Below are 23926 nucleotides of genomic sequence, written 5' to 3' on the forward strand. Positions count from 1 at the left end.
AACTACTCCTCGATCGGTGTTTCAGGTCGGCGGTGGCGCCACGAGAAGGTCTCGGGTACCGGGTCGCGGCCGGGCATGGTCCACGGGCCGCAGCGCAGCAGGCGCCGGACCGCGAGGTAGCTGCCGCGGCCGGCGCCGTGCCGGGTCAGTGCCTCGACGGCGTACGCGCTACAGCTCGGGTAGAACCGGCACGCCGGAGGAAGGAAGGGGGAGATCGCCTTGCGATAGAGCTTGACGGGCAGGAGCAGGACCCAGGCCACCGGGCCGGGCCGGGCGTCTTCGGTGGTCTCGTTCTCGGTGGCTCGCATGCCGTTACACCGCTGATCCGTTGTCGGGGGGTCGCGCCTGGCGGGACTTCCCGGTGACGGCGGAAGGCCCGGACAACCCGAGACGTCGCAACGACGCGTCGAGGTCCGAGCCGAGTTCCGCGCTGGACGCGTCCGCGGCCGGAGGTAGTGCCCGTATCACCAACGAGCTCCCCGGCGGCAGTGTTCCGATCCTGGCGGAAATGAGATGCCTCAACCGGCGGGTGACCCGGTGGCGCACCACCGAGTTGCCCACGGCCTTGCTCACCACAAAACCCGCCCGCGCCGCTTCGGCGGCATCGGGCGGGTCCGTGGTCAACGCATGGACGACGAGGCGGCGCCTGCCTGCCTTGGCCCCACGCCGCATCACGGCACGGAAATCCTCACTGCGCCGCAACCTCGCGGCGGCCGGCAGCACGACGTCCCTCGACGGCGGCCGGATCAGGCGGACAGTGCGCCGCGGCCCTTGCGACGGCGAGCCGCCAGGATGGCCCGGCCGGCACGGGTCCGCATCCGAAGCCGGAACCCGTGGACCCGGGCGCGTCGGCGGTTGTTCGGCTGGAAGGTGCGCTTACCCTTGCTCACGACTTACTTCTCCTGTTTCATCGGCCGCCGGGAACGGTTCGACCCGTTCCTGGCGTGTCGTGCTGACGCACGGCAGTCTCTGGTGTCTCCTACCAACGTGTGGCCTCGTCACGTCGAGCGACGACAACGTGGGCACGCGAAACGCCCCCGCTGTATACGGGAGACCTTACGAGGGTACGCACCCACCGCCCGAGTCCGGCAGGCACCCCCTCGACCACTGAACGCGACGGGCCATGGAGAGTGATCACCGAGACGCGACGGCATCGAATGGCAACGCGTCGTACACCGTGAAATGCTTGCGCGCGAGGATGCCTTGTGGCATCGGGCGGGGCTTGTTAGCGTGCCTCTCCCGGGTTTTCGCCGAGGTGGAACGGTGCAGACGCCCGGGCGTCCTCGGGTTGTGGAGGCGTCCCGCCGGCCTACGGCGATCCCGCAGGTGACGTCGCCGCGGGCCGCCGTACATTAGTGCACAGCTGTGGACAACTATGTGGATATTTGCTGTGCGCATGAGCTGATCGGGCCATGATGGCGCCCGACCCGATGTTTCGGAGCGCGGTGTTCGCACGCACCGATGAGGGGAGGGGAGTCAGGCAGGTGTCCGATCACCAGCACAATCTTGGCGTCATCTGGGAACAGGTCGTGCGCGAACTGTCCGATGGCACCCTCTCCCCGCAGCAACGCGCCTGGATGCGGGTGACCCGGCCGATCGGCCTGCTCGACGGCACCGCGCTGCTCGCCGCTCCCAGCGACTTCGCCAAGGAAGCGATCGAGCGCGCCCTTCGCGGCGCGATCACCGAAGCCCTTTCGCGTCGGCTCGGCCGCGCGGTCTCCCTCGCGGTGAAGGTCGACAGCACCGAGATGCCTCCTGCTTCGCCGGGGCCCCGCTATGAGGCGTCACCCGGCCGGGTGGAAAACGGCTCCGGCCCGATGCCCGGCACTCCTCCGCTGCCCGACGGTGACGGCATGCTGTCCCCGAACAGGCCCCGGCCCGAGCCTCCCAAACCGAGGCCGCCGAGGCAGCCGAGGCAGCCGGTGGACAACAGCCTGAACGATGGCGACGACAGCGACGAAGAAGTCGACGAAGAGGGCGAAGCCCTCGCCGCCGTGACCGAGATCTGGCCGACGTTCTCCGGCCAGCCGATCGCGGGCCAGCCCTATACCGCGCCAGCGCAGCCGCAGACGTCGAAGACGAAGCTCAACGAGAAGTACACGTTCGACACCTTCGTCATCGGTGCCTCGAACCGCTTCGCGCACGCGGCCGCGGTCGCCGTCGCCGAAGCACCGGCGCGCGCGTACAACCCGTTGTTCATCTGGGGAGAGTCCGGACTCGGGAAGACCCACTTGCTGCACGCCGTCGGGCACTACGCCCAGCGGCTCTTCCCCGGCATGCGCGTGCGGTATGTGTCGACCGAAGAGTTCACCAACGACTTCATCAACTCGCTGCGAGACGACCGCAAGGTCGCGTTCCAGCGCCGCTACCGCGACGTCGACATCCTGCTCGTCGACGACATCCAGTTCCTGGAAGGCAAAGAAGGTACGCAGGAAGAGTTCTTCCACACCTTCAACACCCTCCACAACACGAACAAGCAGATCGTCGTCTCCTCCGACCGCCCGCCGAAGCGCCTCGAAACGCTGGAAGACCGGCTGCGCACGCGGTTCGAGTGGGGCCTCATCACCGACATCCAGCCGCCCGAGCTCGAAACCCGGATCGCGATCCTTCGCAAGAAGGCCGCGCAGGACAGGCTCGCGGTCCCCAACGAGGTGCTGGAGTTCATCGCTTCGCGCGTCGAGGCGAACATCCGGGAGCTCGAAGGCGCGCTCATCCGCGTCACCGCCTTCGCGTCACTGAACCAGCAACCGGTCGACGTCGCTCTCGCCGAGATCGTGCTCCGCGACCTCATCCCGGATTCGCACGCGCCGGAGATCACCGCGCCGACCATCATGGGAGTCACGTCGGAGTTCTTCGACGTGACTCTCGACGACCTCTGCGGTCCGGGGAAAACGAAGGCCCTCGCGACCGCGCGCCAAATCGCGATGTACCTCTGCCGCGAACTGACGGACATGTCGCTGCCGAAGATCGGACAGACCTTCGGCGGCCGCGACCACACGACGGTCATGCACGCGGACAAGAAAATCCGCAAAGAGATGGCCGAACGGCGGCGCATCTACGACCAGGTGCAGGAGCTGACCTCGCGCATCAAGCAGCGCGCCAGGCAGTGATATCTGTCGAGCGCTGGCGTAAACGTGCCGAAGGGGCGCCGGGCCGCTTACAACTCAGGTTGGGAGTGGAGGGCGCCCCTTCATCACGTTTACGTGGGCCTTCGGCCCGAAAGAGGGCGCTCGACGGTGAAGTCTCCGTCGGGCGCGGGGCGCCCTTGGGGAGACCCGTAGTGGTCACCAGACAGTAAAATTCCTTGGTACACAACAGCTTTAGGGCTCTCACTCTGTCCAGGTGGGAGCCCTTCGTCGTGCCGCGTTGCTGTCTACATAGGTCTGAAGCGCGTGTAGAGCCGCGAAGAGTGGGTGCCTGAAGAACATGGCGTAGGTGCGCGAAGGACGCGAAGCGCGCGTACGTGACCTTCGGTTTTCCCTTTGTGCACAACAAGAATCCACAGGCTGTGGGTACTTTGTGCACAACTCCAGCGGGGCCGCGACCAGTGATGATCGGTTTTCCGTCCACATCGCACTCACAGGAAATCCACAGCATTTCCACACCGTGATCCACACGCTGTCCCCAGGTTGCCCACATTCTGTACACAAGGGCGACGCAGGCCGCCCGGATCACTCTCCCGAGCGATTTCGGTCACGAGCCGGACCCACAGCCCCTGGGTACAAACCGCCGCAAATCTGGGGATAACCATGGGGACAACTGAGGCCAACTGTGGACAGATCGAGCGTCGCCCGAATCCATCCACCGACGGCCCGAGCTGTCCACCGTCCGTACACACCCTCAGTCCACAGCCTCGGACCCGCCGGGACCTGCGCGAACGAGGCTTGTCCACACAATCCACAACGCCTATTACTACTGCTGTTCTTAGTTCTTCTTAAGAAGGGAATAAAACAAAAACAGGCGAAGGACGAATCTGGGGACAGCCGGTGAGTCGTGTCGTCTTGTCGACAAAAGCAAGGGGAGGCCGAGGTGACGCGGACCCCGGGGACGGCCTAACGTGGGTCCCTGCACCTGGTCTGCGTGTCGACGTGCGTTCGCGTCCTCGCTCGGACCGAACGAACCTGCGAGGCACCTGGCCATCGCGCTCTCCGGCCGCGGTGAACCGTTGAGCTTTCGAGCCGTCAGGGGCTCGGTTGTCGAAAGGAAGCGCGCATGAAGATCCGCGTCGAGCGTGACGGGCTGGCCGACGCCGTCGCGTGGGTGGCGAGAAGCCTCCCGTCGCGGCCTCCGGTCCCGGTTCTGGGCGGTGTCCTGCTCGATGCGGGCTCCGACGGGACGACTGACGCACTCACCGTCTCCGGATTCGACTACGAGGTCTCCGCCACGGTCGGCGTCCCGGCCACGATCGCCGACGGCGGCCGCCTCCTGGTCTCCGGCCGCCTCCTCGCCGACATCACCAAGTCGCTGCCCGCGCAGCCGGTCGAAATCTCCGTCGACGGCGCCCGCGCGACCATCACCTGCGGCTCCGCGCGTTTCTCCCTGCCGACGATGCCGGTCGAGGACTACCCGCAGCTCCCGTCCCAGCCCGCCTTCGCCGGTGAACTCACCGGCGACGCCTTCGGCCAGGCCGTCACCCAGGTCGTCGTCGCCGCGGGCAAGGACGACACGCTCCCCATGCTGACCGGGATGCGGGTGGAGATCTCCGGATCCTCGCTGACCTTGGTCGCCACCGACCGCTTCCGGCTCGCGATGCGCGAATTCACCTGGGAGCCGGCCGAGGGCCTGTCCGACGCCGCCGTGCTCGTCCCGGCGCGCACGCTCGCCGAGGCCGCGAAGACGCTCGGTGCCAGCGGCGCGAAGATCCGTCTCGCGCTCGCCAGCGGGGAGGGCCTCCTCGGCCTCTCCGGCTCCGGTCGCTACACGACGACCCGGCTGCTCGACGCGGAGTTCCCGCCGTACCGGCAGCTGCTGCCCGCGCAGCACACGTCGCGCGCGGTCATCGACGTCTCCGCGCTCGCCGAGTCGATCAAGCGTGTTTCGCTGGTCGCCGAACGTGGCACCCAGGTTCGTCTGGAGTTCAAGGACGGGTCGCTGCGCCTGTCCGCCGGTGGCGACGACGAGGGTTCGGCAGAAGAGGAGCTTCAGGTCGATTACGAGGGTGAGCCGGTGACCATCGCGTTCAACCCGGGTTACCTCGTCGACGGTCTCGGCGCGCTGAACGCGAACCGTGCCGAGCTGACGTTCACCACGCCGAACCGGCCGGCGCTGATCAAGCCCGCCGACGAAGAGGGCAACGTCGTCCCCGGCTACCTGTACCTCCTGATGCCGGTTCGCCTCCCGGGCTGACCGGTCGCCGTTTCTGTTCGCACCAAAGGGGATCTTCATGGCTCAGCTGGGACTCATCGGCCTCGGTAAGATGGGGTTCAACATGCGTGAGCGGCTGCGCGGCGCCGGTCACGAGGTGGTCGGTTACGACCGCAACCCGGACGTCACCGACTCCACGTCGCTCGAGGACATGGTGTCCAAACTGGACGGTCCGCGGATCGTCTGGATCATGGTGCCCGCCGGGGAACCCACTCGGCAGACCGTCGCGGAGCTCGGCAATCTGCTGTCCGAGGGCGATCTCGTGATCGACGGTGGCAACTCGAAGTACACCGACGACAAGATCAACGGTGACCTGCTCGCGGCGAAGAACATCGGCTACCTCGACTGCGGGGTTTCCGGTGGCGTGTGGGGCAAGGACAACGGTTACGGCCTGATGGTCGGCGGAGCGGCTTCGGACGTCGAGAAGGCCATGCCGATCTTCGACGCGCTTCGTCCCGAGGGCCCGCGCGAAGAAGGCTTCTCGCACGCAGGCGCCGTCGGCTCCGGTCACTACGCGAAGATGATTCACAACGGCATCGAGTACGGCATGATGCAGGCCTTCGCCGAAGGCTTCGAGCTGCTCGAAGCCGCGAAGGTCGTCGAGAACGTGCCCGCGGTGATCAAGGGCTGGCAGCGGGGGACCGTCGTCCGCTCGTGGCTGCTCGACCTGCTCGTCCGCGCGCTCGACGAGGACCCGGAGCTGGACGACCTCGAGGGTTACGTCGAGGACTCCGGTGAAGGCCGGTGGACCCTCGAAGAGGCGATCAACAACGCGGTCCCGGCGCCGGTCATCTCGGCCGCGCTGTTCGCGCGATTCGCCTCGCGCCAGGAGGACTCGGCCGCCATGCGGGCCGTCGCCGCGCTGCGCAACCAGTTCGGCGGGCATTCCGTGAAGAAGGTCGGCGGCTAGGCGGGTTGTACCTCAGACATCTCCAGGTCACCGACTTCCGGTCCTGGCCACAAGCCGATCTCGAGCTCGAACCCGGCCCGACCGTCCTCGTCGGACAGAACGGCCGCGGCAAGACGAACCTCCTCGAGGCGATCGGCTACATCGCGACCCTGGGCTCGCACCGCGTCGCGACCGACGTGCCGTTGGTGCGGCACGGGTGCGAACGCGCGCTGATCAGGGTCGCGGTGGTCAACGACGACCGCGAACTGACGGTCGAGCTGGAGATCACCCCCGGCAAGGCGAACCGCGCGCGGATCAACCGCGGCGCGGTCGGCAAGCCACGTGACGTACTCGGGATCCTGCGTACGGTGCTGTTCTCCCCGGAGGACCTGGCGCTCGTGCGCGGGGATCCCGGGGAGCGTCGCCGCTTCATGGACGAACTCCTCGTGCTTCGCGCGCCTCGGTACGCCGGGGTCCGCGCCGACTACGAGAAGGTGCTGAAGCAGCGGAACGCCCTGCTCAAAACAGCGGGTAAGCGGCGTACGGGTCGCGAAGACCCGTACGCGTTGTCGACGCTCGATGTCTGGGACGACCACCTTTCGGTGGCGGGGGCGGCGTTGCTGGCGGCCCGGCTCAACCTCATCGCGGACCTCGCGCCGTACGCGGCCGCCGCGTACATGGGGGTCGCGCCCGACTCGAGCCCGGCGAAGATCGCTTACAAATCGAGCTTGGGCGAAGCGATGCCGGAGGGCTACGGCGTCCCAGATGGTCCTCGCGCCGACGAAGCGGTGCTCAAGGAAGTGCTGGTCGAGGCGATGGGCCGGTCCCGGAACCTGGAGCTGGAGCGGGGGGTGAGCATGGTCGGCCCGCACCGGGACGAGCTCGACCTCATCCTCGGCGAGGCCCCGGCCAAGGGTTACGCGAGCCATGGGGAGTCCTGGTCGTTCGCCCTCGCATTGCGTTTGGGAAGCTACGAACTCCTGCGTGGCGAGGCCGGGGAACCAGTGCTTCTCCTGGATGATGTGTTCGCCGAGCTGGACCGGCGTCGCCGAGCCCGGCTGGCGGAGGTGGCGGCAGGCGCCGAGCAGGTGCTGGTGACCGCCGCCGTGGACGAGGACGTACCCGCCGAACTGGCCGGGCACCGATTCCTCGTGGCCGATGGTGAGATCAACCGAGGATGATCCCGAAGCGGACACTCCGGGTGATCGGCGCCACAGCAGTTGCCCACCGATCTGGGGACAAACCTGTGGACAGTGTGGATAACACCGTGAACGCGTTATCGCCCCGCGTGACGAAGGGGCCTGAAAAGCGGCTTGACACCCCCCGTAAGGGCGGCAACCCGAGCGAGGGAGGCCTGTTCGACACGCAGAGTGAACAGGCCCCAGTATCGAACGGCCCAGCCGATACCAACGGCAAGGAGCCGACTACCGGCCGTGACCTCGCGCATGCCGCTTTGGAGGCCGCGAAGGCCAAAGCCAAGGCGCGTGGTGTCGAACCGGGCGTCCGCCGTGGCCGTATCACCGGAGGCGGGGCCGGCGCGAACGGACAGAGTTCGCGACGTCGTCGCTGGTCAGGGCCGGGTGCCGACACCCGCGACCCGCAACCGCTCGGCAGGCTCGCTTCCCGGATCGCGGTCGACCGCGGCTGGAACACGCGGCTGGCCAACGGTCAGGTCTTCGGCCACTGGGCGCGGCTGGTGGGTGAAGAGGTCGCCGAACACGCCCAGCCGGTGGCCTTGAAGGAAGGCGAGCTGACCGTGCGCGCCAGCTCGACGGCGTGGGCGACGCAACTGCGCCTGCTACAGGGTCAGTTGCTGACGAAGATCGCGGCAGGCGTCGGGCACGGCGTGGTGAAGAGGATGCGGATCCAGGGGCCGACGGCGCCGAGCTGGCGAAAAGGGCCGCGGCGCGTCCCTGGACGTGGTCCGCGTGACACGTACGGCTGATCCGAGTTGCGCTTCGCCGCGACTATGCCGCCAGTGTCCCGAGAAGGCGCCCAGAGTGCTTCGCGAACGTCAAGACTCTTCTTCGAACGAATTAGCGCGCCTGTGAGCAAATCAGGGGTGTCCTTGCCGCATGTCAGCGGACGCGGCCAAGTACACTGGAGACGAGCGAGCTTCCGCTCGGGGTAGACGAGGAGAATCAACGCCTGTGACCGAGAACAAGAGCGAGTACAACGCGTCGTCGATCACGGTGCTCGAAGGCCTCGAAGCAGTCCGCAAGCGTCCCGGTATGTACATCGGTTCCACCGGCGAACGCGGCCTCCACCACCTCGTCCAAGAGGTGGTCGACAACTCCGTCGACGAGGCGATGGCGGGCCATGCCACCAAGGTCGAGGTTACCCTGCTGGCCGACGGCGGGGTGCGGGTCGTCGACGACGGCCGAGGTATCCCGGTCGACATGCACCCCAAGGAGAAGAAGCCGACTCTCGAGGTCGTGCTCACCGTGCTCCACGCGGGCGGTAAGTTCGACAGCGACTCCTACGCGGTGTCCGGTGGTCTGCACGGCGTCGGCGTCTCCGTGGTGAACGCGCTCTCGAAGACACTGCTCGCCGAGGTCAAATACGGCGGCCGCAGCTGGCGCCAGGAATACACGAACCAGCTTCCCGGCGAGCTGCGGGACCTCGGCCCGGCCGACAGCACCGGAACGACGATCACCTTCTGGGCCGACGACGATATCTTCGAGACGACGACGTACAACTTCGAGACGATTTCTCGGCGTCTTCAGGAGATGGCCTTCCTCAACAAGGGCCTGACCCTTTCGCTGCGCGACGAGCGCGTCGCCGACGAAGAGACCGAAGTGGACGCCTCGGGCCAAGCGGCGAGGGTCAAGGAAAAGACCTACTGCTACCCGGGCGGTCTCGAGGACTTCGTCAAGCACATCAACGGCAGCAAGGACCCGATCCACGACAGCGTGATCTCTTTCGAGGCCAAGGGCACCGGCCTCGAAGTCGAGGTCGCCATGCAGTGGAACAACGGCTTCACGCCGTCGGTGTACACCTTCGCCAACACGATCAACACGCACGAGGGTGGCACGCACGAAGAGGGCTTCCGCGCCGCGCTCACCCGCGTCGTCAACGCGTACGCGCGCGAGAAGAAGCTGCTCAAGGAGAAGGACGCCAACCTGACCGGTGACGACGTGCGTGAGGGTCTCGCCGCGATCGTCTCGATCAAACTGGCCGAGCCGCAGTTCGAGGGCCAGACCAAGACCAAGCTGGGCAACAGCGAGGCCAAGACGTTCGTGCAGCAGACGTCGAACGAGTGGCTGGCCGACTGGTTCGAGCGCAACCCCGCCGAGGCGAAGACGGTCATCAACAAGTCGATCTCGTCGTCACAGGCGCGGATGGCCGCCCGCAAGGCGCGCGACCTGGTCCGCCGCAAGGGCGCGCTGGAGATCGGTGGACTGCCCGGCAAGCTCAAGGACTGCCGGTCGACCAACCCTTCGGAATGCGAGCTCTACATCGTCGAGGGCGACTCGGCCGGCGGTTCGGCCAAGGAAGGCCGCGACTCGATGTACCAGGCGATCCTGCCGATCCGGGGCAAGATCATCAACGTCGAGAAGGCCCGTATCGACCGCGTCCTCAAGAACACCGAGGTCCAGTCGCTGATCACCGCGCTCGGCACCGGTATCCACGAGGAGTTCGACCTCGAGAAGCTGCGGTATCACAAGGTCGTGCTGATGGCCGACGCCGACGTCGACGGCCAGCACATCACCACGCTGCTGCTCACGTTCCTGTTCCGCTTCATGACCCCGCTGATCGAGCACGGGCACGTGTTCCTCTCGCGTCCGCCGCTGTACAAGATCAAGTGGCCGCGGGCCGAGCCGGAGTACGCCTACTCCGACCGGGAACGCGACGCCGTCATCCAGGCCGGTGTCGAGGGGGGCAAGCGCCTTCCCAAAGACGACGCGATCCAGCGCTACAAGGGTCTCGGCGAGATGAACGCCGAAGAGCTGTGGGAGACCACGATGGACCCGGCGAACCGGCTGCTCGGCCAGGTCACCCTGGACGACGCCGCGCAGGCCGACGACCTGTTCTCCGTCCTGATGGGCGAAGACGTCGAGGCACGCCGCTCCTTCATCACGCGTAACGCCAAGGATGTGCGCTTCTTGGACGTGTGACCGCGTCCCCAGCTTCTTGTCCCTTTAGGACTTTCCACACGAGAAGGACCCCATGACGGAAACCTTGCCGCCTGCTCCGGACCACGACCGGATCGAAGCGGTCGACATCCAGCAGGAGATGCAGCGCTCCTACATCGACTACGCGATGAGCGTCATCGTGTCGCGGGCACTGCCGGATGTGCGGGACGGCCTCAAGCCGGTGCACCGCCGCGTGCTGTACTCGATGTTCGACTCCGGCTTCCGTCCCGACCGCGGATACAACAAGTGCTCCCGCGTCGTCGGCGACGTGATGGGCAACTACCACCCGCACGGTGACTCCGCGATCTACGACGCGCTGGTGCGGCTCGCCCAGCCGTGGGCGCTGCGGTACCCGCTGATCGACGGGCAGGGCAACTTCGGCTCGCCGGGTAACGACCCCGCGGCCGCCATGCGGTACACGGAATCCCGGCTCGCGCATCTCGCGATGCACATGCTGCAGGACATCGAAGAAGACACCGTCGACTTCTCCGACAACTACGACGGCCGCACCCAGGAGCCCGACGTCCTGCCGGCAAGGTTCCCGAACCTGCTGGTCAACGGCGGTTCCGGGATCGCGGTCGGGATGGCGACGAACATCCCGCCGCACAACCTGCGCGAGGTCGCCGACGGCGTCAAATGGGCGTTGGAGAACTTCGAGGCGACCGACGACGAGCTGCTCGCCGCGCTGCTGGTCCGGATCAAGGGCCCGGATTTCCCGACCAGGGCGATGATCCTCGGCAACTCCGGGATCGAGGACGCGTACCGCACCGGCCGCGGCTCCGTGCGCATGCGCGCGGTCGTCGAGGTCGAAGAGGACGCCAAGGGCCGCACGATCCTGGTCGTGTCCGAGCTGCCGTACCAGGTCAACCCGGACAACCTGGTGGAGAACATCGCGAACCTGGTCCGCGACGGCAAGCTCACCGGCATCTCCGACATCGCCGACGAGTCCAACAGCCGCAGCGGTATGCGGATCGTCGTCACGATCAAACGCGACGCGGTCGCGAAGGTCGTGTTGAACAACCTGTACAAACACACCCAGCTGCAGCAGAACTTCGGTGTCAACATGCTGGCCCTCGTCGACGGCGTGCCCCGCACGCTGCGCCTTGACCAGATGATCCGGCACTACGTGAAGCACCAGATCGAGGTCATCGTCCGCCGGACCCGCTTCCGGCTGCGGAAGGCCGAAGAGCGCGCCCACATCCTGCGCGGTCTGGTCAAGGCGCTGGACCTGCTCGACGAGGTCATCGCCCTGATCCGGCGCTCGCCCTCGGCCGAAGAGGCCCGTCCCGCGCTGATGAGCCTGCTCGACGTCGACGAAATCCAGGCGACCGCGATCCTCGACATGCAGCTTCGGCGCCTCGCGGCGTTGGAGCGGCAGCGGATCGTCGACACGCTGGCCGAGATCGAACTCGAGATCGCCGACCTCAAGGACATCCTCGAGAAGCCGGTGCGGCAGCGTTCGATCATCGCCGAGGAACTGCAGGAGATCGTCGACAAGTACGGCGACGACCGGCGCACCAAGATCATCCCGTTCGACGGCGAGGTCTCGGTCGAAGATCTCATCGCCGTCGAGGACGTCGTCGTCACGATCACCCGCACGGGTTACGCCAAGCGAACGAAAACCGATCTGTACCGATCGCAGAAACGCGGCGGCAAGGGCGTGCAGGGCGCGACCCTGAAACAGGACGACATCGTCCAGCACTTCTTCGTCTGCTCGACACACGACTGGATCCTGTTCTTCACGAACAAGGGCCGCGTCTACCGGGCCAAGGCGTACGACCTGCCAGAGGCCAACCGCAACGCGCGCGGCCAGCACGTCGCGAACCTGCTCGCGTTCCAGCCGGACGAGAAGATCGCCCAGGTCATCGAGATCCCGAACTACGAGGTCTCGCCGTACCTGGTGCTCGCGACCCGGCGCGGCCTGGTGAAGAAGACCAAGCTCACCGATTTCGACTCCAACCGCGCCGGTGGCCTCATCGCGGTCAACCTCCGCGAGGGCGACGAGCTGGTCGGGGCCGTGCTCGTGGCCGCGGAAGACGACCTGCTCCTGGTGTCCGCGGAGGGTCAGTCGATCCGTTTCCACGCCACCGACGAGGCGCTGCGCCCGATGGGCCGCGCGACGTCCGGTGTGCTGGGCATGCGGTTCAACGACGGTGACGAACTGCTCGGCGTCAACGTCGTCCAGCCGGACAGGTTCCTCCTCGTCGCCACCGACGGCGGCTACGCCAAGCGCACCCCCACCGACGACTATCCGGTCCAGGGCCGCGGCGGCAAGGGTGTGCTCACCATTCAGTACGACCGGAAACGTGGCAGGCTGGTGGGCGCGGTCATCGTCGACGCCGAAGACGAGCTTTACGCGATCACCTCCAGTGGCGGGGTGATCCGGACTTCGGCGGGACAGGTGCGCAAGGCCGGCAGGCAGACGAAGGGAGTGCGGCTGATGAATCTCGACGAAGGAACCACTCTTCTCGCGGTCGCACGCAACGCGGACGAGCCCTCAGACGTCGCCACTGCAGGTAGTACTGAAGGAGAAGAAACCCCGGCGTCGGAGCAGTAGGCGACGCCCCACGTACTGGGTAAGGACTGACACCTCGTGACACCATCCGAGAAGCCCGAAGCAGGCGGCGCGCAGGCGGGTTCGTCGAGCCCGCCCTGGCAGCGCGACAGCGCGGGGGAGGCCGACGGCACCAGTGAGCAGACGGTCTCGGTGTCTTCGGTCGCCACCGAGGACGTGGCCCACTCGGAACCGAAGCAGGACGCGACAACCGTGACCGATTACCACGGGGTCAGCGGCACCGCCGCGAAGAAGCTCTTCGGCGACAGCGGAGAGGGCGACCAACCCGCCCCCTCCGCCATCCCGTCGGCCTCCCGCACCCGTGCCACGCCGACGGCGCTCCGCCGCCCCGGCCGTGGACCGCGTCGCGCCAGCCTGCAGATCAAACGCTTCGACCCGTGGTCGGTGCTGAAACTGTCCCTCGTCCTCGGCGTCGCACTGTTCTTCGTGTGGCTCGTCGCCGTCGGCGTCCTGTACACCGTCCTCGACGGTATGGGCGTGTGGGACAAACTCAACGGGACCTACTCGTCGCTTGTCGGCGGGGAAGGTGCCGACGCACCGGCAGACCCGTTGATCAGCGCGGGCCGCGTCTTCGGGATCGCGGCCATCCTCGGCGCCATCAACATCGTGCTGATCTCGGCCCTCGCCACCGTCAGCGCGTTCATCTACAACGTCTCCGCCGACCTCGCCGGAGGCCTGGAAGTGACCCTTTCCGAACGAGAGTGACCCGGTTGCAGGACGCCGAAAGGCGTCCTGTAATCTTCTCTTCGTTCGGGCCCATAGCTCAGGCGGTTAGAGCGCTTCGCTGATAACGAAGAGGTCCCAGGTTCAAGTCCTGGTGGGCCCACTCCGAAAGCCGGTTCGCGATCATCGCGAGTCGGCTTTTCTGCTGCGTGGGCAAGCTCACGCGAAACGGGGAAGGGTCGCGGGCGCCTTGGCGTTCCACCTGTGGAGCCCTGCCGGACTTCTCTTCCCGGCAGGGCTTCTGCCATCGCGTGTTTCCACGTGGAACGTCGGGCGCCAGGCGTCCGGGGATCGGCGTGCAGTAGCATCGGTGGGCAAGCGGAGCAACTCGGCGGAAAGAGGGGGCTTCTGATGAAGAAGCTGTTGGCGCTCGCGGTCATCGCGGGCGGCGTGCTGTTCGTGATCAAGCGCAACAAGGCCGCCAAGGCCGAGGCCGACCTCTGGCGTGAGGCCACCGCGCCGACCGAGCGCCCGCTCGGCGCCGTCTCCACGAACGGAAGCACCCCGGCCAAGGCCGCGGACGCGTCCCGCAACAACTGAGCTTTCCGCGGGCGGTTATTCTGTGACCGCTCGCGACTCGGGGCTGTAGCTCAATTGGTAGAGCACCGCCTTTGCAAGGCGGGGGTCAGGGGTTCGATTCCCCTCAGCTCCACACACAAACGGCCTGGCCGAGGATTTCCTCCAGCCAGGCCGTTTTGCTGTCGGTACGCGCTCTTGAACGGTCCTTCGCAATCCGACAACGAATTCACAGCGGAACCGAACCGAATGGGCGGCCGCGAGAGTTCTGTGACCTGGACCAACCCCATGCGATGTCGTCGACCGCGAGAAACGGTTCGTCGACCACAATCGCGGGGGTCGAACCGGTGAACGCCACCCGCCCAACCGACGAAGACCAGATCGATGACGCCCGCCCCACCTGTCGACAAGTTCGCGCCCACGACGATCGTCGCCATTCCACCCGCGAAGGCGTACGCGAGCCGTCGCGGGCGCAGGGTTCCGAGGTCGAACAGCGGCACGAGACCGGCTAAGAGGACGGGACCGTCCGGATAGCCGATGCCCAGGTAGAGCAGGAGCGCAAACGCTTCCGTCCCAGCCACCGTCGCCAGACAGCGGCGAGCGCGAGACAGGCGACCGCGACGACGGTGAACCCGAGCGCGTCGATCGGACGTTCCCCGTGATCGGGTTCGAGGTTCGCCGTGCCGACGACGAGCACCGCGCTCACCGCGAGCCAGCCGGCCGCGGCTCCGCCCCGGATCAGCCACTTCACCGGCCCAGTCTGCCGAAGCAAGCCCACGGGCGCGTCCGCCTTCTGTGGATCTCGACTACGTCAGATGTGCAGCAACCGCTCGTCGAGTTCCGCCAGGTAGTCACGGCCGAACTCGCCCTTCTCCAGGTCCCGCCACAACACCGGTGGGAGATCCTGAGCGACCTCGGGGGAACGCGACGCGGCGGCCAGCGCGATGGTCGCGGCGGTGTCGACGTCGCCGGTGAACGCGACGCAGGTGTGGAGCATCCGGGCGAGACCACCGCCATCGGCGAGTACGGTCAGCGCGGCGCGGACGCTCATCCAGCCCTGTGGCCCGATCTTGCCTGACCACGGCCGCGCCCAGCCGCCGTGCCCGACGTCCTCGGGAAGCACCCCGTCGATCCACCGCGCGACCTCGGCCAGCGGGCCGAGCCGATGGTGGCAGTAGTGGACGGCGAGCGCCGCCGCCTGGGCCGCGGCGATCCCGGCCGGGGTGTCGTGCGTGATCCTGGCCTGCAGTTTCGCGTGGTAGAGGACGTCGTCGACGGTCGGCAGGACCCCGATCGGCCCGGCCCGCATGGCCGCGCCGCTCTTGTCGCTCTGCGGCTGGAGCCGTCGCAGCAGCTCTTCGCCGTCTTGGACCTCGCTGAGCAGCTGATGGAAGCGTGGCGCGTAACCGTCGTGCGGATCGCGGTGGTAGACGAGCACGAACTGCTCGGCGAGCAGCGGCGGCGTCCACCGGCGACCCGAGACGAGCAGTTCGGCGATCGCGATCGTCATCTGCGTGTCGTCGGTGTAGCGGCCGGCCGGGACGCCGAGCTGGCCGGGATGCGGCACGTATCCGGCCAGCGTGTTGTGCTCGGCGACGAAACTCGGGTACGCGTGCTCGAAGGAGCCTCCGTACGCGTCGCCGATGGCCAGTTCGACCAGCATCAGACTCCTTCAGGCGGTCAATCGTGCCGTCTCCGAAAGGCAGTTTGCCGTAGGTCTGGCGGCAAAGCCGGAAAACCGGCCGAGATGCGTGAAGCGCGTCCCTGTGCGATCGCGAGCAGGTCCTGGTGCAAGTTCTCGAGCTGGACGCGCCGCAGGCACCGCCGACGCGATGGGGGAACCTTCCGAGAACCGCCTGCGCATCACCCGAGCGTGCCGGGCTGCGGTACGCCACCGAATGCCCATACCGTGGAGACATGGCGACCGAAAAGCTGCGCGCGTGGTGGGCACATCGGCAAGGTCTCGACGGATCGTTGCACGGCGCCCCGGCGGCGGGCGTGCTGGAGCGGACCGGCTGGATGCGTTCCGTGGGCGGTTCGGCGCCCTACCTCGGGCTGTTCGCCAGAGCCCGTCTGGACCGCGAGACGGTCGACGCGGACGTCGCCCGGCTCGCCATCCACGAACTGCCCTCGGCTCGCGGCTGCGCCTACGTTCTGCCCGCGGCGGACTTCGAACTCGGCTTGACCGTCGGCGCCGGCGCACCGGCGGGTGAAATCGCGGCCGCGGAGAAGTACCTCGGCGTCACACAGGCCGAGATCGAGCAGTTGTGCGTCACCGTCGCCGACCTGCTCGACGCGTCGGCCGGACCGCTCGACTCGGCCGCGATCAAGGCCGCCGCCGGGCCCGCGGTCCGCAACCTCGGTGAGGCGGGTCGCAAACGCGGCACCACCACGACGTTGCCGCTCGCGCTCGGCCTGCTCCAGGTCCGCGGCGACATCCGCCGGGTCCCGGCCAACGGACGGCTGGACCAGCAGCGCTACGGCTACGTCCGCTGGACGCCGTCCCCGCGCGGTGGACTGTCCGATATGGACACCGCGCAGACCGAACTGGCCCGGCGGTACTTCTCGTGGGCGGCACCGGCGTCGCTCAAGCATTTCCGCTGGTTCTCCGGTTTCACCGCGGCGAACGCCAAGAAGGCCGTGGCATCGCTGGAACTCGTGCCGCTCGACGGCACCGATCTGCTGATGCCCAAGTACCTCGCGGACGACTTCGACGCCTTCGCCGTGCCGTCGGAGCCGTCGTACGCGCTTCTCGCCGGGATCGACGGCATCCACCTGCTGCACCGCGAGATGTCACGGTTGCTCGATGACGCCGATGTCGGACGCCCGGTGCCCGGTGGCCGCGCGGGGGAGACGCTGGGCGGGCAGGCGGATCCACCGAGCCACCTGATCGTCGACCGAGGCCGCTTCGCCGGCTTGTGGGAGTTCGACACCGAGACGAACAAGATCGTCTACAAGGTCTTCGGGGACGAAGACGCCGCACTGCGTAAGACGGTCGTGGAGACCGAGGAATTCGTCCGCGACCAGCTGGGCGACGCCCGGAGCTTCAGTCTGGATTCACCGAAGAGCCGGGCGTCGCGAGTCGCCGATCTCAGAGCTTGACCGGTCAGGCTCCGGCTTCGTCGATGGGGACCAAGTGTCGTTCACCGTCGTCGTTCCCGATTGCCGTTTACGGCCAGAGGTGTTCTTTGCGCCAGGTCTCGTTCTCACGCCGATAGCGGAGGCGCTTGTGCCGCCGGTCGTGGCTGGCCTGCCAGAACTCCACTTCGGACGGCGTCACCAGATAGCGGGTCCAGGTTTCCGGTGCCACGCCGGGATTGTCTTCGACCCACCGGCGCGCTTCCTCGGCAGCGCGGTCGAGATCGCCCGGGTCTTCGAGGACCTGGGACTGCCTGCCGACGAACGCCTCCACCCGGGACGCCGGCGGCCGGGCGGTGAAATCGGCCGCGGAAACCTCGGGGTCGGCAGGCGAGACCGGGCCCCGCAACCGGACCTGACGGCCGCGTCCCGGCCAGAAGAACGTCAGTGCGGCGTACGGATTCTTCGCCAGCTGAACGCCTTTCGGGCTTTCGGAACTCGTCGCGACCGCCCAGGTGCCACCGTCGACGGCCTTGAGGATCACGACCCGCGCGTCCGGCACTCCATCAGTGTCCACTGTGGACAGAGTGACGGCGTGCGGCGCGAGGACGTGTTCCCCGGCCTCGTCGAGCCATTCCAGGAACAGTTCGCTCGGCGTGCCCGGTGTGCTCCCGGAGTCGAACTCCGGCAGCTCTTCGGGGAACGACTGCCAGCCGCGCAACGAGCCGGTCACCGGTCAGTACCCCGGCGGGCGCTGGCCGTGCTGCGGATAACCGGGCGCGGGCGGCGGATAGTGCGGCGGATGCTGACCGGGCGGCACGCCCTGCGCGGGCGGCGGCCCGACCGGCGGGTACTGGTGGGGAGGCGGCGGCTGCTGCGGCTGCCAGCCGGGCGGCGGCATCGGCGGTCCGGGCGGCATCGGCGGCTGCTGGCCCTGCGACTGCTGCCACTGCACCTGCTGGTAGACCTCGGCCGGTTGCGGGAAACAGAAGGTCAGCTTCGCGTTGACCGAACCCTGCACCGCCGCGCCCCACAGCTTCCCGCCGACGAACGCGTACATCTGCGCCGCCGAAACGTCGACGGCCACCATGCGCGTCTCGCCGCCGAACTGATTGCCGGACTTCGCCGACGCGGCCTGCGCGGCGTCCGGGTACACCCGGTCCCCGATCAGGCAGGCGATGACCACCGAAGCCGCCGTCCAGCCCACCGTGCCCCACACGTTCGCACGCGCGTGCTGCGTCGCCAGCCCGGTGAAGTCGTACAACGCGGGCGCGGTCACCTCCGGGATCGCCGCGGCGACCACGCAATAGTTCATCGTCGACAGCATCACGGATTCGGTGTACAGACCCACCACGGCCGCGCTCGGGCCGATCTGGACCGTGTTCAGCCTGCCACCGCTGCGCTGGATACGTTCCGCCACCGCACCCAGGTACTGCTCCTTGGTGAGCACTGATGCCTCCTGAAGACCGCTACGCACCGCCATCGTCGCACGAACAGGGCGGATGGATGCGGCGACGCGGTGAACCGATCTGCTTCACTGGACGCCACTATGCGACGTCTTCTGATCTTGCCGCTCGTGGTGCCGCTCCTCGCGGCCTGCGGGCCGACGGAACAGCCGCCGCCCGCGGCGAACCCGACCGCGCCGTCGAGCACCCCGGCGCCCCAGATCCCGCCGCCGCCGGAACCCACCGGCAAGGGCCCGTGCCCGTATCTGGGCACCGAGTTCGTTTCGGATGCCAACGGGCAGAAGGTCTCCAAGGTCAAGACGTCGGCCGACCAGCCGCAGCCGACCTGTTTCTTCTACGCGCTCAGCGGGAAACTGCAGCTCACTGTGCGCGTCTACGTCGGAGAACCCGCCGTCGCCAAGGCTTTGGTCGACCAGGCGGCACCCATCGACACCTCCAACCCCGCCGACGAACCGGCGGGCTGGAAAGGCGGCTACCAGCCGTCCGGTGACGGCGCCGTTTACGCCGTCGCGAAAGGTGGGAACGCGGTAGTCGTGACCACCAACCAGAAGCAGAGCATCAAAGCACGTACGGTGGCGAAGGAGGCTATCGGTGAGCTGCAGCTCTAGGTAGTGGTATCCACACGTCAGAGTGAAGTTGATCTTGTACTACCCTGTGCCGCACGCGCGAGGGTTCGCGGGACCCAGCGCAATGCCAGATCCGGCGGAGGCCGCCTCGCGGTGTGGCTCGGCGGCACAAAAGATCATTTCTCCCCATAAGACAAAAGGACAGGTTTCGTGGCTGACACCCTCAAGGAAATCTTGCTCGACTCCACCCGCCGCCCGGCGGTCGTGAGCGACTTCGAAGGTCTCGTCGACGCCGAGGTTTCGGACAAGGGCGGCGTTTCGGGTGCCGTCGTGAAGACCGGCTTCGCCGCCGTCAAGAAGATCAAGCCGGGCATCATCCCCTCCGCCGTCGACGCGCTGCTCGACGACTTCACCGGCGCCCTCGAGCCGTTCTACGGCGACTACAAGGCCAAGGGCGGCAACGACTTCGGTGCCTACCTGGTCAGCCGCAGCGACGAGGCCGCCGACGCGCTCCTGTCGGTCACCGACGCGCGCGCCGACAAGAGCAGCCGCGACAGCATCAAGAAGGTCTACGGCAAGCTGCGCCCGAACGGCAAGAAGAACGTCGAGGAGGCCCTTCCCCGCCTCGGCCAGCTGATCGACAAGCACGCTGCTGCGTCTGTTTAATCGCGCGCTGACGTAAACGCGCCGAAGGGGCGTCGATCCGCTTCCCACTCACGTGGGGCGGAGAGGCGCCCCTTCATCGCGTTTACGTGGGCCTTCGGCCCGAAAGAGGGCGCGCGACCGGTGAAGTCTCGCCGTCGCGCTGGCGCGCTTCGGCGAGACGGGGGGTCCGCCGGTGCTGTTGTGGGGTGCGTTGATCTTCGGGCTTGGGTCGCTTTGGACGTGAGAGGGCCGTCCAGTGGCCTTGTGGGTCACTGGACGGCCCGTGCGACAAGTAGGGGACGAGGGGTAGGCGTCAGTTCTTCTTGTCGGCGGAGCTGGTTGAAGCCTGGTGCCCGTTCTTCGGGGTACCGGACTTCGGTGTCGCGGGCTTCACCGGAGCCGGAGCCGGAGCCGGAGCCGGAGCCGGAGCCGGAGCCGGACCGGAAGCGGCAGGCTTCGCGGGATCGGGCTTCGGCGCGGCCGCGGCCCCGGCCGGAGCGGCGGGCTTCACGGGGGGAGCGGGCGGTGCCTTCGGCGGAGCAGGCGCCACCGGCGGCTCCTGCTTGGAACGCAGGGCGTAGGCGGCACCGCCGCCGACCACCGCGATACCGATGACCCACGGCCAGCGGCGACGCTTACGCGTCCCCTTGGCAGCGGACTTCGCTTCCACGAGCGCGGCCCTGAAGTCCTTCTTCGCGGCCTTGAAGTCCTTCTTGCCCCGGCGCTTGGACTCACCGGTGGACTTCGCGGCCAGGATCGCGGCCTTACGTGCCTTACGGCCCGGCTTCCGCATCTCGGAAATCCTGGCCAACGCCTCCTTACGAGCCGCCTTCGAGCTCCGCTTGAGCTCCTTGCGGGTCAGTTCCGTCTTCTTCGCGAGCTTCTTGCGCGCGCGACGGCTGGTCTTAGCGATCTCACCGGCGCTCTCGGAGAGCTTCTGCTCGGCTACCTCGACGGCGTGGGCGGTGGCTTCCTTACCCGCCTCAACCGCACGTTTACGCAGGCCGAGCGCGCCGGCCTTCGCCGACTCGCTCACCGAATCTGCGGTCCGGGTCATGGCCTTCACCTCATCAATCGTTTTGATTCTGCTTCGTTGCTCGTAACCTATCGTGCCCCTTTCCCCCAGATCTTGCCGCAGATGGCACGATGACGCTCGTGACTGAAAGCAAGGGATCCCTCATCGGTGGCGCATCGAAGGCCACTCTGCACACCAATCAGGGTGACATCCACCTGAACCTGTTCCCCGACCACGCGCCGAAAACGGTCGCGAACTTCGTCGGGCTGGCGGAGGGCGGCAAGGAGTACACCCAGCCCAACGCGCAGGGCACGAACTCGGGCCCGTTCTACGACGGGTCGATCTTCCACCGCGTCATCGACGGCTTCATGCTCCAGGGCGGCGACCCGACCGGCACCGGCCGCGGCGGCCCCGGCTACAAGTTCGGCGACGAGTTCCACCCGGAGCTCCAGTTCTCCAAGCCGTACCTGCTGGCCATGGCCAACGCCGGACCCGGCACCAACGGCTCACAGTTCTTCATCACCGTCGCCCCGACGACGCACCTGAACTTCAAGCACACGATCTTCGGCGAGGTCGCGGACCAGGCATCCCGCGACGTCGTCGACGCGATCGGGCGCACGGCGACCGGTCCGGCCGACCGTCCGCTGCAGGACATCGTCATCGAGAAGGTCAGCATCACCCGCGAAGGCTGACAACGCTGATCACAAAGCCGGCTACGGGGGATTTCGGTAGGTTGGTGGCATCGTGAGCCAACCACCGAATCCCCAGTACCAGCAGGCCGCCATGCCTGGTTGCTGGTGGCACCCGAACCGGCGGACCGGGCTGAGCTGTTCGCGCTGCGAGCGTCCAGCCTGCCCGGACTGCCTGCGTGAAGCGTCCGTGGGCTTCCAGTGCACCGACTGCGTGCAGGCAGGCCGCCAGCAGGACCGCGTCCAGCAGAAGCAGTATCGTGACGCCGGCTACGGCGCGACCACCCTCGCCGGCGCTCAGCCGCCTCGGACGGCTCTCGTGACGCCGGCCCTCCTGGCGCTCAACGTCGTCATCTTCTTCATCACGGTCGCGCTGTCCGGCAGCATCTCGAACAACAACATCTCGGAGTTCTTCCAGCTCGGCAACCTGGACAACGCGCCGACACTCGCGGGCAACGAGTGGTGGCGGATCTTCACCTCGGGATTCCTGCACTTCGGCGTGCTGCACATCGCGAGCAACGCCTTCTCGCTCTGGTTCGTGGGCCGCCCGCTGGAGCTCGCGCTCGGACGGCTCCCGTTCACCGCGCTCTACTTCGTGTCGATGCTCGGCGGCTCGGCCGCGTGCCTGGTGTTCTCGGGCCTCGACGCCTTCCCCGTGGTGGGCGCGTCCGGCGCCATCTTCGGGCTCATCGGCGCGTACACGGTCATCGTCATCAAACTCAGGCTCAACCCGACCTGGTTGCTGATCATCCTCGGCCTGAACGTGTTCATCACCTTCCAGGTGCCGAACATCTCGATCCTCGCCCACGCGGGTGGTTTCGCCGCCGGTCTCTTGGCGACCTTCGCCCTGCTGTACGCCCCGGAAAAGAACCGGCTCCGCTGGCAGATCGTCGGCATCGCGATCGTCGTCGTGGCGATCATCGGGCTCATCGTCTGGAAGGACGCGCAGACGGTTTCCGCCGCGTACTGCCAGTTCACGCCATACCAGGGCCAGTCCGTCTACATCTGCTACCGGTAGTAGCTCCGCTTCCCCCACGTGGGGAGAAGCAACGTGACTGGGTACTTTTAGGGGGGTGCTGTTCGCCCCCGTCGTCGCGAAGACTCTGCTTCCCGGCGTCACTTCGTCGGTGGCGACGCAGACCGTCAGCACGACGAGGCCGGGCGCGGCCAGTGGCTGGGAGGTCACCGCCGATCTGCTCGCCAGCCTTGTCGTACGAGATCTTCGGGGAGTACGCGTCGCCCGCGGTCGCGGGCTGGTCACACGGCCCGAACGGCGACGTCCACTACTACGACAACGCCTGACCCTTGAGGGCGGTGAGGACGTCCATGACGTCCCTGGGGTCCTCGCCGAGGTCGATCCGGCCGAACACCAGCAGATGTTCGCCGGATTCGACCTCGAGGGTCAGACTGTCCCGGCCGAAACGGCGCGTCGTGCGCAGCCGGAGCCGGGCTTCGGCCCAGGAGTACTGGTACGCGCCACCGGCGGTCCTGGCCAGAATCCCGTCGGGACCGGCGGCCAGCCGGGGACGGAGCAGGGTGCCATGCAGCGCGAGTGCGCCGACGGAGAGCACCGAGATCCCCGTCAGCACGGTGCCGCCGACGTCACCCCCGATGGCCAGCCACACCACACCTGCCAGCAAGAACAGGGTGATCGCCCAAGCCACTACCACAACGTTCTGCTGCGGTGCCCACGAGGTGGGGTAGTTATCCACAGGGGTTATCCACACTGGGGATGAGTCACACCGGTGTAATTCGGCGTCAAGCCGCCAACCGGGGTAATGCTCACCGCCACCGCATCGTCATAAGCAACCCGGCGATCATCAGCACGAAGCCGATCGCGAAGTTCGTGTTGCCCAGATCCGCCATGAAGGGGATCTTGTCACCCGCGATGTAGTTGACGACCAGCCACAACAGGCCGACCAACATGAGACCGAACATCACGATCTTGTAGAACAGGTTCGACGGGCCCGCGGCCTTGACCTTCACCGGCGTGCGGCGATCGGTCGGCGGGGTGTACGCCGTCTTCTTGCGGACCTTGGACTTCGGCATCGTGTTCCTCGCGTACTGTTCGGCTTCCCTGGTGGCGATGACCCGCTTTCGGGTGCGCAACCAGCGCCACGTGCACACGTTAACGTAAACAGGCGCCGCTGGGCACCGTCCGGGACCGGTCGATTTCCCGCACTGTGACAATGGTGTCACACACGGTTCGACACTGTGCTGGTTCGACACTGCGGCTTGGTTCGAGACTGAGGAGCTTGCGTGGC

24 protein-coding genes and 2 tRNA genes are annotated in these 23926 nt (G+C 67.2%); 16 read left to right on the forward strand and 10 right to left on the reverse strand.

What is annotated here, in order from left to right:
• Positions 1–2: 2 nt before the first annotated feature.
• Genes yidD through rpmH form a run of 3 tightly spaced genes read right to left on the reverse strand, consistent with a single transcriptional unit; the run spans position 3 to position 890 of the window.
• Positions 3–308, reverse strand: a complete 306-nt coding sequence (gene yidD, locus ACM6LR_RS08095) for a membrane protein insertion efficiency factor YidD (protein ID WP_020632650.1) — start codon at positions 306–308, stop codon at positions 3–5.
• Positions 309–312: 4 nt separating this feature from the next.
• Entirely contained in the window at positions 313–723 is a 411-nt protein-coding gene (gene rnpA, locus ACM6LR_RS08100) for a ribonuclease P protein component (protein WP_414936522.1), read from the reverse strand.
• A gap of 23 nt (positions 724–746) precedes the next feature.
• Positions 747–890 carry a 50S ribosomal protein L34 gene (gene rpmH / locus ACM6LR_RS08105; protein WP_005154511.1) on the reverse strand — a complete coding sequence of 48 codons (144 nt, stop codon included), beginning with the start codon at positions 888–890 and terminating at the stop codon, positions 747–749.
• A 594-nt stretch (positions 891–1484) separates the two neighbouring features.
• Here rpmH and dnaA point away from each other — a divergent pair.
• The 11 genes from dnaA to ACM6LR_RS08160 all read left to right on the forward strand — a co-directional run bounded on the left by dnaA (position 1485) and on the right by ACM6LR_RS08160 (position 14339).
• Entirely contained in the window at positions 1485–3110 is a 1626-nt protein-coding gene (dnaA, locus tag ACM6LR_RS08110) for a chromosomal replication initiator protein DnaA (RefSeq protein WP_414936521.1), read from the forward strand.
• Positions 3111–4212: 1102 nt separating this feature from the next.
• A complete protein-coding gene (gene dnaN / locus ACM6LR_RS08115) occupies positions 4213–5346 on the forward strand; it encodes a DNA polymerase III subunit beta (RefSeq protein WP_414936520.1) in 1134 nt (377 codons plus the stop codon).
• Between the two features lie 37 nt (positions 5347–5383).
• Positions 5384–6274: a phosphogluconate dehydrogenase (NAD(+)-dependent, decarboxylating) gene (gene gnd / locus ACM6LR_RS08120; RefSeq protein ID WP_414936519.1), complete on the forward strand. Its 891-nt coding sequence runs from the start codon at positions 5384–5386 to the stop codon at positions 6272–6274.
• 5 nt (positions 6275–6279) lie between these two features.
• The gene (gene recF / locus ACM6LR_RS08125; RefSeq protein WP_414936518.1) at positions 6280–7434 is read left to right on the forward strand and encodes a DNA replication/repair protein RecF; all 1155 of its coding nucleotides are present in this window, start codon (positions 6280–6282) and stop codon (positions 7432–7434) included.
• 272 nt (positions 7435–7706) lie between these two features.
• The gene (locus tag ACM6LR_RS08130) at positions 7707–8198 is read left to right on the forward strand and encodes a DciA family protein (protein WP_414937100.1); all 492 of its coding nucleotides are present in this window, start codon (positions 7707–7709) and stop codon (positions 8196–8198) included.
• 205 nt (positions 8199–8403) lie between these two features.
• Complete coding sequence (gene gyrB / locus ACM6LR_RS08135) at positions 8404–10371, forward strand: DNA topoisomerase (ATP-hydrolyzing) subunit B (RefSeq protein ID WP_414936517.1); 1968 nt, start codon at positions 8404–8406, stop codon at positions 10369–10371.
• 52 nt (positions 10372–10423) lie between these two features.
• Entirely contained in the window at positions 10424–12946 is a 2523-nt protein-coding gene (gene gyrA / locus ACM6LR_RS08140; protein ID WP_414943482.1) for a DNA gyrase subunit A, read from the forward strand.
• A gap of 36 nt (positions 12947–12982) precedes the next feature.
• On the forward strand, positions 12983–13669 hold the full coding sequence (locus ACM6LR_RS08145) for a DUF3566 domain-containing protein (protein WP_414936515.1): 687 nt from the start codon (positions 12983–12985) through the stop codon (positions 13667–13669).
• A gap of 47 nt (positions 13670–13716) precedes the next feature.
• Positions 13717–13790 (forward strand) — tRNA-Ile (locus tag ACM6LR_RS08150).
• Between the two features lie 248 nt (positions 13791–14038).
• Complete coding sequence (locus ACM6LR_RS08155; protein ID WP_414936499.1) at positions 14039–14227, forward strand: DLW-39 family protein; 189 nt, start codon at positions 14039–14041, stop codon at positions 14225–14227.
• Positions 14228–14266: 39 nt separating this feature from the next.
• A tRNA-Ala gene (locus ACM6LR_RS08160) sits at positions 14267–14339 on the forward strand.
• 372 nt (positions 14340–14711) lie between these two features.
• Here ACM6LR_RS08160 and ACM6LR_RS08165 read toward each other — a convergent pair.
• Together ACM6LR_RS08165 and ACM6LR_RS08170 are read right to left on the reverse strand one after the other, a co-directional pair.
• On the reverse strand, positions 14712–14954 hold the full coding sequence (locus tag ACM6LR_RS08165; protein ID WP_414943483.1) for a hypothetical protein: 243 nt from the start codon (positions 14952–14954) through the stop codon (positions 14712–14714).
• A 60-nt stretch (positions 14955–15014) separates the two neighbouring features.
• Positions 15015–15866 (reverse strand): ADP-ribosylglycohydrolase family protein, encoded by an 852-nt coding sequence (locus tag ACM6LR_RS08170; protein WP_414943484.1) that lies wholly within the window; start codon positions 15864–15866, stop codon positions 15015–15017.
• A gap of 254 nt (positions 15867–16120) precedes the next feature.
• Between ACM6LR_RS08170 and ACM6LR_RS08175 the strand changes: the two genes are divergently transcribed.
• Entirely contained in the window at positions 16121–17305 is a 1185-nt protein-coding gene (locus tag ACM6LR_RS08175; protein ID WP_414943485.1) for a DNA glycosylase AlkZ-like family protein, read from the forward strand.
• Positions 17306–17372: 67 nt separating this feature from the next.
• Here the strand turns inward: ACM6LR_RS08175 and ACM6LR_RS08180 are convergent, their stop codons facing one another.
• Both ACM6LR_RS08180 and ACM6LR_RS08185 read right to left on the reverse strand, forming a co-directional pair.
• Positions 17373–18014 (reverse strand): pyridoxal 5'-phosphate synthase, encoded by a 642-nt coding sequence (locus ACM6LR_RS08180; protein ID WP_414943486.1) that lies wholly within the window; start codon positions 18012–18014, stop codon positions 17373–17375.
• A gap of 3 nt (positions 18015–18017) precedes the next feature.
• A complete protein-coding gene (locus ACM6LR_RS08185; protein ID WP_414936494.1) occupies positions 18018–18731 on the reverse strand; it encodes a hypothetical protein in 714 nt (237 codons plus the stop codon).
• A gap of 99 nt (positions 18732–18830) precedes the next feature.
• On the opposite strand from ACM6LR_RS08185, the gene ACM6LR_RS08190 reads away from it, so the two are divergent.
• Together ACM6LR_RS08190 and ACM6LR_RS08195 are read left to right on the forward strand one after the other, a co-directional pair.
• The gene (locus tag ACM6LR_RS08190; RefSeq protein ID WP_414936493.1) at positions 18831–19355 is read left to right on the forward strand and encodes a DUF2020 domain-containing protein; all 525 of its coding nucleotides are present in this window, start codon (positions 18831–18833) and stop codon (positions 19353–19355) included.
• 168 nt (positions 19356–19523) lie between these two features.
• Positions 19524–19979: a DUF6918 family protein gene (locus ACM6LR_RS08195; protein ID WP_414936492.1), complete on the forward strand. Its 456-nt coding sequence runs from the start codon at positions 19524–19526 to the stop codon at positions 19977–19979.
• 292 nt (positions 19980–20271) lie between these two features.
• On the opposite strand, the gene ACM6LR_RS08200 is transcribed toward ACM6LR_RS08195, so the two are convergent.
• Positions 20272–21015 (reverse strand): hypothetical protein, encoded by a 744-nt coding sequence (locus tag ACM6LR_RS08200; RefSeq protein ID WP_414943487.1) that lies wholly within the window; start codon positions 21013–21015, stop codon positions 20272–20274.
• 89 nt (positions 21016–21104) lie between these two features.
• Between ACM6LR_RS08200 and ACM6LR_RS08205 the strand changes: the two genes are divergently transcribed.
• Both ACM6LR_RS08205 and ACM6LR_RS08210 read left to right on the forward strand, forming a co-directional pair.
• Positions 21105–21665, forward strand: a complete 561-nt coding sequence (locus tag ACM6LR_RS08205) for a peptidylprolyl isomerase (protein WP_414936490.1) — start codon at positions 21105–21107, stop codon at positions 21663–21665.
• 52 nt (positions 21666–21717) lie between these two features.
• Entirely contained in the window at positions 21718–22680 is a 963-nt protein-coding gene (locus ACM6LR_RS08210) for a rhomboid family intramembrane serine protease (protein WP_414936489.1), read from the forward strand.
• Between the two features lie 268 nt (positions 22681–22948).
• On the opposite strand, the gene ACM6LR_RS08215 is transcribed toward ACM6LR_RS08210, so the two are convergent.
• Positions 22949–23326, reverse strand: coding sequence for a PH domain-containing protein (locus tag ACM6LR_RS08215; protein ID WP_414937099.1), 378 nt, complete (start codon positions 23324–23326; stop codon positions 22949–22951).
• A gap of 118 nt (positions 23327–23444) precedes the next feature.
• Complete coding sequence (gene crgA / locus ACM6LR_RS08220) at positions 23445–23711, reverse strand: cell division protein CrgA (RefSeq protein ID WP_037308756.1); 267 nt, start codon at positions 23709–23711, stop codon at positions 23445–23447.
• Positions 23712–23926: the final 215 nt, after the last annotated feature.

It is taken from the genome of Amycolatopsis sp. cmx-11-32, assembly GCF_047608695.1.
Taxonomy (GTDB): domain Bacteria; phylum Actinomycetota; class Actinomycetes; order Mycobacteriales; family Pseudonocardiaceae; genus Amycolatopsis.

Bases quoted from the DNA above. Each gene is read 5' to 3' on its own strand.
- yidD (WP_020632650.1), bottom strand. From the start codon at position 308: ATGCGAGCCACCGAGAACGAGACCACCGAAGACGCCCGGCCCGGCCCG.
- dnaN (WP_414936520.1), top strand. From the start codon at position 4,213: ATGAAGATCCGCGTCGAGCGTGACGGGCTGGCCGACGCCGTCGCGTGG.
- gnd (WP_414936519.1), top strand. From the start codon at position 5,384: ATGGCTCAGCTGGGACTCATCGGCCTCGGTAAGATGGGGTTCAACATG.
- gyrA (WP_414943482.1), top strand. From the start codon at position 10,424: ATGACGGAAACCTTGCCGCCTGCTCCGGACCACGACCGGATCGAAGCG.
- ACM6LR_RS08155 (WP_414936499.1), top strand. From the start codon at position 14,039: ATGAAGAAGCTGTTGGCGCTCGCGGTCATCGCGGGCGGCGTGCTGTTC.
- ACM6LR_RS08170 (WP_414943484.1), bottom strand. From the start codon at position 15,866: ATGCTGGTCGAACTGGCCATCGGCGACGCGTACGGAGGCTCCTTCGAG.
- ACM6LR_RS08175 (WP_414943485.1), top strand. From the start codon at position 16,121: ATGGCGACCGAAAAGCTGCGCGCGTGGTGGGCACATCGGCAAGGTCTC.
- ACM6LR_RS08190 (WP_414936493.1), top strand. From the start codon at position 18,831: ATGCGACGTCTTCTGATCTTGCCGCTCGTGGTGCCGCTCCTCGCGGCC.
- ACM6LR_RS08200 (WP_414943487.1), bottom strand. From the start codon at position 21,015: ATGACCCGGACCGCAGATTCGGTGAGCGAGTCGGCGAAGGCCGGCGCG.
- ACM6LR_RS08205 (WP_414936490.1), top strand. From the start codon at position 21,105: ATGACGCTCGTGACTGAAAGCAAGGGATCCCTCATCGGTGGCGCATCG.
- crgA (WP_037308756.1), bottom strand. From the start codon at position 23,711: ATGCCGAAGTCCAAGGTCCGCAAGAAGACGGCGTACACCCCGCCGACC.